Raw genomic sequence first — 1,521 nt, 5'->3', positions numbered from 1 at the left:
GTTCTGCGCGTCGATGGAAAGGACGTAGTGGAACTCGTTGGCCGCTTCCTGGTGCGCCCCGCGGTCGGCCAGGCAGCGCCCCAGCAGCACGTGCGCGCTCAGGCCGTGGTGCCGCTTGAGGTTTTCGCGCAGGATTTCTTCGGCCCGGGAAATTTCCCCCGCGTCGCGCCAGGCACCGGCCAGGGCCACGAAAAAGCGGCCCGGGTTGCCGGCGTAGCTCGTTTCCAGCTGCTGAATGCGGGACGCCAGCTCAGGAGAAAGTTCGGCCATACCGTGTAACGGGGCGCGAGAAAAGCCGGGGCGAGGCTGGGGTGACAGGGGGTGCAACTTAAATCTGGCGCTCAGCCACTGTCAACAACGCCGCCGGGTTGCGTGGGCGCGGCGCTCCGACTATTTTGGGCGGCTTGCTTTCCCGCATGAACCGCGGTTTCCCGGCACCTTCAGACGCCGAATCGCCAGCCGGCGCTTCGGATCCCAGCGCGGAGTCCGTTTCCACATGATGCAGTTCATCCGCTCCAACGTGGGCAAGGCCCTGGTCTTCCTCATCATCCCCGCTTTCATCCTGTGGATGGTGCTCGAGATCGGCATGGAAGTGATGGGCGGCGCCGGCGCGCGCTCCGGCGCCCTGGGCAGCGTAAACGGCTCGGCCATCACCGCGCAGGTGTACAACGACGCCTACAACGCGATGGTGCAGCAGGCGCAGCAGCAGGGCACCGAGATCACGCCCGAGACGGAGCGCGCCATCCGCGAGCAGGCGTGGGACCAGGTGGTCGCCGAGATCCTGCTCCGGCAGGAGCTTTCGCGCCGCCGCATTCGCGTGACGGACCAGGAGATCCTGTGGGCCGCCCGCAACCTTCCGCAGCCGGACCTGGCGCGCCAGGAGATCTTCCTGACCAACGGCCAGTTCGACCTGCAGAAGTACCGCGCGTTCCTGGGCAGCGCACGCGCCACCCCCGAGATCTTCGCGCAGCTGGAGCAGTACTACCGCGAGTCGCTGCCCCGCCAGAAGCTGATCAACCAGCTTTCGGCCGGCCGCTTCCTGAGCGACGCCGAGCTGTGGCGCGCCTTCCAGGACCGCAGCGAAACGGTGACGGTGGACTACGTGGCGCTGCCGCTGGAAAAGCTGGCCCCCACGGCGCCCACGGTCAGCCAGGCGGAGATCCGCCGCTACTACGACGAGCACCGCGACGACTTCGACCGTCCGCAGGGCGCGCGGCTGAAGGTGGCGTACCTTCCGCTGACGATCACCGAGGCCGACCGCGCGGGCACCATCCGCCAGGCGCAGGAGCTTCGCCAGGAGCTGGCGGGCGGCGCCGACTTCGCCGAGGTGGCGCGCCGCGAATCCGACGACACGGGCAGCGCGCAGCAGGGCGGCGACCTGGGCACGTTCGGCCGCGGGCAGATGGTGCCCTCGTTCGATTCGGCCGCCTTCTCGCTGCCGGTCAACGAGATCTCGCAGCCGGTGGTCAGCCAGTTCGGCGTGCACCTGATCCAGGTGCAGGAGCGCACGGGCGAGCAGGT

At 68.5% G+C, this 1,521-nt stretch carries 2 protein-coding genes; one reads left to right on the top strand and one right to left on the bottom strand.

What is annotated here, in order from left to right; genetic code table 11:
• Window positions 1–270: hypothetical protein (locus VIB55_RS17250; RefSeq protein ID WP_331877910.1), on the bottom strand; the 270-nt coding region annotated here is incomplete at its 3' end.
• A gap of 226 nt (window positions 271–496) precedes the next feature.
• Between VIB55_RS17250 and VIB55_RS17245 the strand changes: the two genes are divergently transcribed.
• Window positions 497–1,521: peptidylprolyl isomerase (locus VIB55_RS17245; RefSeq protein WP_331877909.1), on the top strand; the 1,025-nt coding region annotated here is incomplete at its 3' end.

The organism is Longimicrobium sp., from assembly GCF_036554565.1.
GTDB lineage: Bacteria > Gemmatimonadota > Gemmatimonadetes > Longimicrobiales > Longimicrobiaceae > Longimicrobium.
This window is presented reverse-complemented; position numbering and strand designations above follow the sequence as displayed.